Below are 7,255 nucleotides of genomic sequence, written 5' to 3'. Positions count from 1 at the left end.
TAGAGCACGGCCGCCGCGGTGAGGAGTCCGGAGGCGAGCGTGATCAGCGCGGTACGCACGCGGTGGAAGGTGTTCCAGCGGCGTTCGAAGCCGGCGCGGGCGGCGGCCGGGTCCCCGCCCGCCGCCTCCGAGGCCGCCAGCGCGGTGTTGAGCGGGACGTTTCCGCCGAGGGTGACGGCGTGGTTGAGGGCCGCGCAGACGAGCCCCGCGAGGACCAGCCACTTCTGGATGTCGGTCCGGCCCTCCGCCGGGACGAGGAACGCGGCGAGCGGGAAGGCGACCGCGCCGAGGAAGACGGCGAGGAACAGGGGCCTCGGGACGTACTCGTTGATCCGGCGCATCACCGTGACGAACTCCGCGTCGGCCAGCCGGGCCAGCGCGGGCATGACGCCGGTCGCGAAGATGAGCATGAACCCGGCGTAGAGACCGGCGCATCCGACGGCGAGGGCGAGCAGCAGGGAGGGCATGGCCTCATGATGCCGCCTCGGCCACCGGACGCACCGGATACCTGTACGCACCAGGGAGTAGGTCAGGCGTACGGGTCGCCCGACCGCAACTCCCCTTCGCCGGTACCGCCTTCACCGGCAGACTCGGGGGCACGCAGCCGCGCCGCCTGCCGCACGGCCTCGGCCAGCTCGCGCACCACGGCCGAGCCGGAGCGCGCGGCGATGGCGTCGGCCCGCTCCGCGAGCGTGGCGAGGCCCGGTGCGCCCGGCAGGTCCCCGCCGCGCAGGGCGTCCGCGAAGTACGCGGCGACGGCGGTCACTTGCAGGCTGTCATGGCCGGGGCCCCAGATGCCGGCGGTGAGGGCGCCGGTCTCCACGGTGCCGGAGCGCTCGCGCGGCTGCCGGCTTTCGGGGTCGAGCCAGCGGACGGTGGCGGTGGCGACCCGTCCGGAGGCGCCGGGCCGGGTCTTGACCGCGTAGAGGGCCGTGACGGTGTGGCCCGCGCCGATCTCGCCGCCGTCCACCCGGTCGTCGCGGAAGTCCTCGTCGGCGACCTCCCGGTTCTCGTAGCCGATCAGCCGGAACTTCTCCACGGTCGCCCGCTCGAAGGCGACCTGCGCCTTGGCGTCGCGGGCGCGCAGTTCGACCTGGGCGGGCAGTTGGTCGACGAAGACCTTGCGGGCCTGCTCGTCGGTGGAGACGTACGTGGTGTGGCCGTCGCCCTTGTCGGCGAGGCGTTCCATCAGGTCGTCGCCGTAGTCGCTGCCGACGCCGACGCCGAAGAGGGTGATGCCGTGCGTCCTGCGCTCCTCGTCGATCCGGGCGAGGATCGCCTCGGCTCCGGTCTCGCCGGTGTTGGCGAGGGCGTCGGAGAGCAGGACGACCCGGTTGGTGGCGCCCTCACGGTGGCCCTCGGCGGCGACGTCGTAGCCGGTGCGGACACCCGCCTCGACGTTGGTCGAGGCGCCGATCTCCAGGGAGTCCACCAGGTCGCCGATGCGTTCGCGGGCCTCTCCGACGCGCGTCATGGGCAGCCGGGTCTCGGCCTCGGCGCTGAAGGTGACCAGCGCGACCGCGTCGTCGTCGCGGAGTTCGCCGACGAGCAGCCGCAGGGACCGCTTGACGAGGTCGAGGCGGCCCGGCTCGCGCATCGATCCGGAGACGTCGACGACGAAGGTCAGGGCGGCGGGCGGGCGCGGACCCCGCGGGTCCGTGCCGCGCGTGGCGAGCCCGACCCGGACCAGGGACCAGCCGTCGGCGTCGCCGCGAGCCCCGTCGAGGGTGACGCTGAAGCCGTCGTCGGCCGGGCGCGGGTAGTCGGGGCGGAAGCTGTTGACGAACTCCTCGGGGCGCACGGTCGCCGGGGCGGGCAGCCGCCCCTCGGCGAGGGTGCGGCGGGCGTAGCCGTACGAGGCGGTGTCGACGTCCAGGGCGAAGGTGGACAGGTGGTCGGGCGCGTGGCTCGGCCCGCGCTGTTCGCCCTCCGGGTGCGGGGAGGCGCCGTCGGGGGCGGCCGTGCCGGCGGGGCCCTTGCCGCCGCCGGGCACCAGCGGGGCGCGGTGGCCGTCGCTCGTCGTGGGCGCCGTGCCGTCCGCGGCGCAGCCGGACAGGGCCAGGCCGGTCGCGAGCAGCGCCGCGAGCAGGGTGGCGGCGCGCCGGGCACGGGGGGTGCGGGGGGTGCGGGGGGTGCGGCGGGAGGCCGGCGGGGGGTCTCCCCGCTCCCCGGTCCTCGCCGGCGCCGTCCCAGCCGCTCCCGCCGCCCCTGTCATCCCCGTCGTCCCAGCCGCACCCGTCGTCCCTGTCGCCCCCGCCGTCTCCACCGTCCCCGCCGTCCCTGTCGTCCCTGTCGTCCGTTCGGTTCGGTCCATCTGGTCTCCCCCTGACTTCTGGTGGCTCGTGTGACTGTGACGAACGGGAGGCCGGGGCGGAGCCGTCGACGGAGTTGCGGATGGATCTCGATGTGGCAACGGCGAGGGGGACAGGCCGGGGTGGCATGGATTCGCCATAGTTTTCAACAGGGGTTGTCACCGTGTGCAGTCACATGCGTACATGGAGTGGACATCGATCGGTCGGGGGTGGTCAGCGGTGGCAGAGAGTGCGGGCTCCGTGATGCTCGCCCGGTCGGCGATGAACCGGGCCGCGACCGAGGGACAGCGGCCCGCGGGGCGCCCGGTCCGGGGCGCGCGGCGGATCAGTGCCGTGCTCGCCGGGCTGGCCGCCTCCACCCGGCACGAGCTGCTGACCTTCGACGACCCGGTGGCCTCCGCGGACTGTGCCATCCCCGAGCCGTTCCTGGAGCTGGCGGGAGCGTGCATGCGGGCGGCGGCGGAGCGGGCCGGCGAGGTGCGGCGGATCGTTCCCCGGCACGCGCTGCCCCGGCTGGAGGACGGGCCGCCGGTCCCGGGCCGGGCCCGTCTGGCCGAGGCGATCCCGTTCAAGATGATCCTGGTCGACCGGACGGTGGCGGCGGTCCCGCTCGACCTGGAGCTGCTGTACAACGGGCTGTTGCTCATCCGGGACCCGGTGGTGGTGCACGCCCTGGTCCGGGTGCATCACCTCAGCTGGGCGGCGGCCGAGGACCCGGCGTACGTACGGCCGCGTCCGTCCCCGTCACGGGAGCCGCCCCCACAGCTGCGGCCGGTCCTGGAAGCGCTCGTCTCCGGTGTGACGGACGAGACGGCGGCGGCCCGGCTCGGTATGTCGGCGCGCACCTACAGCCGCAGGGTGGGCGAGTTGATGGCAGCTCTGGGGACGACGAGCCGCTTCCGCGCGGGTGCGGAAGCGGCTCGGAGAGGCTGGCTGTGAGCGCGGAGGGGGTGGGCGCCGTGACCCCGCCCGGCGCGGGGGTGGCCGCCGTGCCGGGGAGGGCGGGCGGCGGGTCCCGTCCAGGGCCGGCCCCGGGACGCCGGACTGCCGTCAGGACACGATGTCCTTGCGGGCGAAGCCGCGGAAGGCGAGGGCGAAGAGGACCAGGGCGAAGGTCACGGAGATCGCGGCTCCCTTGACCATGCCGCCCCACTCCAGTTGCGGCTGGAGGGCGTCGATCCAGGCGAACTGCCAGTGCGCGGGCAGGAAGTCGCGCCAGTCGCCGAGGGCGGTGACCGCGTCGAGGACGTTGCCGACGATGGTGAGCCCGACAGCTCCGCCGACCGCGCCGAGCGGGGCGTCGGTGCGGGTGGAGAGCCAGAACGCGAGTCCGGCCGTGACCAGTTGGGAGACGAAGACGAAGGCCACCGCGAGGGCGAGCCGCAGCAGGGCGTCGGTCGCGGGCAGGGAACCGCCGGTCGGCAGCCGGAGCGGGCCCCAGCCGTAGGCGACCGTGCCGGCGGCGAGGGCGACGAGCGGCAGGAGGAGCATCGCGGCCGCGCTGTAGAGGAGGGCGACGGCCAGTTTGGAGGCGAGCAGCCGGGACCGGGGGACGGGTGCGGCCAGGAGGTAGCGCAGCGAGGACCAGCCGGCCTCGGAGGCGACCGTGTCCCCGCAGAAGAGGGCGACCGGGATGACGAGGAGAAATCCGGCCGAGACGAAGAGGCAGGTCGCGGCGAAGTTGGCGCCCGAGGCGGTCGCCGTGTCCATCAGGGTGACGCGGTTGTCCGGTCCCTCGCCGTCCGGGCGGCCGATGGCGAAGGCGACGATGAGGACGAAGGGGAGGGCGGCGAGCACCCCGCCCATGACGAGGGTGCGGCGGCGTTTCCACTGGCGCAGGGCCTCGACGCGCAGGGGCAGGGTGCGGCCGGCCCGGTAGCCGGGCGCGGCCTCCGCGGGGCCGGGGCCGGTACCGGTCGCGTGGGCACCGGCGGAGTGACCCGGGCCGGCCGGGTCGGTGAGGGGGCCGGGGGCGCTGCTCATGCGGCTCCTCCTTCGATCAGGGTCAGGAAGGCGTCTTCGAGGCGCCGGTGGGGTCCGACACCGGTCACCGGCACGTCCAGGCGGACGAGTTCACCGATGAGCGCGGTCGCGTCGGTGCCGTCGAGACGGACGAGGAGTCCGCCGTCGGCGCGGGTGGCCGAGCCGACGCCGGGCAGGGCGGCGATCTTCTCGACCAGCGCGTCGGGGACGTCCCCGCCGAGGGTGACCAGCAGGGTGGAGCCGGAGCCGGTGATCTCGGCGACGGGCCCGGCCTGGACGAGCCGGCCGCGGTCCATGACGACGAGGTGGGTGCAGGTCTGCTCCACCTCCGCGAGGAGGTGGCTGGAGACGATGACCGTGCGCCCGCCGGCCGCGTAACGGATCATCACCTCCCGCATCTCGCGGATCTGCGGCGGGTCGAGTCCGTTGGTCGGCTCGTCCAGGATGAGCAGGTCCGGCAGGCCGAGCATGGCCTGGGCGATGGCGAGGCGCTGGCGCATGCCCTGCGAGTAGGTGCGCACGGCCCGTTCGAGCGCGCCGCCCAGGTTGGCGATGCGCAGGGCCTCGTCCACATGGGCGTCCTCGGCGGGACGGCCGGTGGCCTTCCAGTACAGCTCCAGGTTCTCCCGCCCCGACAGGTGGGGCAGGAAGCCGGCGCCCTCGACGAAGGCGCCGACCCGGGAGAGGACGGGGGCGCCGGGCCGGACGGCCTGGCCGAAGATCCTGATCTCGCCCTCGTCGGGGGTGATCAGCCCCATGAGCATGCGCAGGGTGGTGGTCTTCCCCGCGCCGTTCGGTCCGAGGAGGCCGAGGACCTGGCCCTGTTCGGCGCCGAAGGAGAGCTCACGGACGCTGTACCGGTCACCGCCCGCGTACTTCTTCGACAGGCCGGTGATCCGCAGCGGCACGGCCGCGAGGTCCGGGTCGGGGGCGGGAGCGGCGGTCCTGCGGCGGGCGGTGAGCAGCAGCGCCACGGCGACGGCCAGGCCGAGGAGCGGCAGGCCCCACACCCACCAGGGCAGCACGGCCGCCTGGGTGTCGACAGCGGGTGCGGTCGGGACGGCGAGGGGGCTCTCGACGGCGACGGTGTACGTGGCGGGCACGACCGGCGAGGCGTAGCCGAGGTCGGTGGCGGCCAGGACCAGCCGCAGCCGGTGGCCGGCCTCCACCTCGTGGTCGATCGCCGGGAGGGTCAGGGTGAGGCTCCGGCCGCGTGCGGCGTCCTCGACCCGGACGGGGGTGACGAGCTGGGCCGGGAGGATCTGCTGCCGTCCGTCGGGCCCGACGTCGTACACCTTGGCGAAGAGGACGGCGGAGCCGTCGGGGGCGGTGGAGGTGACCTTGACGCGGACGGTCGGCGCACCGGTGACGCGGAGCGGTTCTCGTTGCGGGGCGGCGTCGAAGCGGGCGTGCTGGCCGGGGAAGTCGAGGGCGACGCCGACGCCGAGGGAGGAGAGGCCCGAGAGCCCGCCGCCGAGGCCGGGGACGGCGGAGACGGCCGGCGGGGCGGCGCCCGCCGGGTTGGTGAAGGGCCGGGGCGCCCCGGTGAGCGGGACGGCGCGGACCCCGGCGGCGAGGCCCGGGTAGCGGTCGGCGGTGGCCGCGCGCAGGGTGGCCTGCCCGTCGGTGGAGTCGACGCCCCCGGTGCGGCTGACCCGGAAGGCGGGGCCGGTGTCGACGGAGGTGTCGCGCTTCAGCCAGCGGTCGAACCAGGTGGTGACGCGCCGTTCGACACGGTCGGTCTCGCGGTCTCCGCCGTCGTGGCCGCCCGCGATCCAGTCGACGGCGACGGGGGCGCCGTTGGCGGTGAGGGTGCGGGCCATGGCGTCGGCCTGGTCCAGGGTGAAGAGGGAGTCGCTCTGTCCTTGGACGATGAGCGCGGGCGCCTTGATGCGGGAGCCGACGGCGGACGGGCTGCGGGCTTCCAGGAGGGCGCGGGCGGCGGCGTCCGGGGTGCCGGAGACGGCGACGCGCCGCTGGAGGGCGCACAGTTCGGCGGTGAACCGGCCGCAGGCGTCGGCCTGCCCCGCGGCGGCGCCCGGGGTGCCGGCGGCCGTTGGGGCCGCGGCGCCGCCCGGGGCGGCTTCCGGATCCGCCTGCCCGGCGGGCGGGGTGGCCGGGTCGGCCGGGCGCGCGGGAACGGCGGGCGGCCCGGCGGGGGTGGTGCCCGCCGAGAAGAAGATCCCGGCCCAGAGCTTCTTGTAGACGCCGTTCGGCAGGAGGGCGTCGGCCAGGTTCCAGTAGGTGATCTGCGGCGCGATGGCGTCGACGCGCGGGTCGTGGCCGGCGGCGAGCAGGGAGATCGCGCCGCCGTAGGAGGCGCCGGTGACGCCGACGCGCGGGTCGCCGGGAGCGTCGAGGAGGACCTCGGGCCGGGCGGCGAGCCAGTCGATCAGTTTCCGGACGTCCCGGACCTCGTGGTCGGGGTCGTTGAGTCCGATCCGGCCGGTGGAGGCGCCGAACCCGCGGGCGGACCAGGTGAGCACGGCGTACCCGTCGCGGGCGAGCCGTTCGGCCTGGGCCCGGACGTCCTCCTTGGAGCCGCCGAAGCCGTGGCCGAGGAGCACGGCGGGGCGCCGGCCGGCACCTCCCCCGGTGAAGTACGAGGTGTCGATGCGCACCCCGTCCATGTCGAGCGCCCGGTCCGCGCGGTGCACGGGCGGCGCTTCGTCCGTGGCCACGGCGGTCCAGGTGCCGGCGCCGGCGAGGACGGCGAGGACGGCGGTGACGGCGGCCCACCGGGAGGGGCCCCACCGGGGAAGTCGGATTCGCATGGGACGAGCCTAGGCGCCGCCCGGGGGCGGCGCGGCTGTCCGGGGGCGGAGTTCCGCGGCCTCCTCGGGGTGGACGCGGCCGCACCGGCGTACCGCGGTCGCGGTACGCCGGTGCGGCCGGCGCCCCAGGGGGGCGGGGGGCGGCCCGGTGCGTCGCCCTGTCCGGGTGACGGCGCCGAGGGACGG

The 7,255-nt window shown here is 75.7% G+C and carries 5 protein-coding genes; 1 reads left to right on the top strand and 4 read right to left on the bottom strand.

Translation table 11 applies throughout. The features are described from left to right. On the bottom strand, window positions 1-467 hold a 467-nt coding region (locus RIF68_RS20855), incomplete at its 3' end, for an anthrone oxygenase family protein (RefSeq protein WP_309052804.1). Between the two features lie 62 nt (window positions 468-529). Beyond that, complete coding sequence (locus RIF68_RS20850) at window positions 530-2,215, bottom strand: von Willebrand factor type A domain-containing protein (RefSeq protein ID WP_309052803.1); 1,686 nt, start codon at window positions 2,213-2,215, stop codon at window positions 530-532. A 316-nt stretch (window positions 2,216-2,531) separates the two neighbouring features. Between RIF68_RS20850 and RIF68_RS20845 the strand changes: the two genes are divergently transcribed. Beyond that, window positions 2,532-3,251 carry a DNA-binding response regulator gene (locus RIF68_RS20845; protein ID WP_309052802.1) on the top strand — a complete coding sequence of 240 codons (720 nt, stop codon included), beginning with the start codon at window positions 2,532-2,534 and terminating at the stop codon, window positions 3,249-3,251. A gap of 111 nt (window positions 3,252-3,362) precedes the next feature. Here the strand turns inward: RIF68_RS20845 and RIF68_RS20840 are convergent, their stop codons facing one another. Both RIF68_RS20840 and RIF68_RS20835 read right to left on the bottom strand, forming a co-directional pair. Further along, on the bottom strand, window positions 3,363-4,295 hold the full coding sequence (locus RIF68_RS20840; RefSeq protein WP_309052801.1) for an ABC transporter permease: 933 nt from the start codon (window positions 4,293-4,295) through the stop codon (window positions 3,363-3,365). Next, window positions 4,292-7,069 carry an alpha/beta fold hydrolase gene (locus tag RIF68_RS20835; protein ID WP_309052800.1) on the bottom strand — a complete coding sequence of 926 codons (2,778 nt, stop codon included), beginning with the start codon at window positions 7,067-7,069 and terminating at the stop codon, window positions 4,292-4,294. Before RIF68_RS20835 ends, RIF68_RS20840 begins: the two co-directional genes overlap by 4 nt. Between the last annotated feature and the right edge of the window lie 186 nt (window positions 7,070-7,255).

The organism is Streptomyces sp., from assembly GCF_031178505.1.
In the GTDB taxonomy this organism is placed as follows: Bacteria; Actinomycetota; Actinomycetes; order Streptomycetales; family Streptomycetaceae; genus Streptomyces; species Streptomyces gulbargensis.
This window is presented reverse-complemented; position numbering and strand designations above follow the sequence as displayed.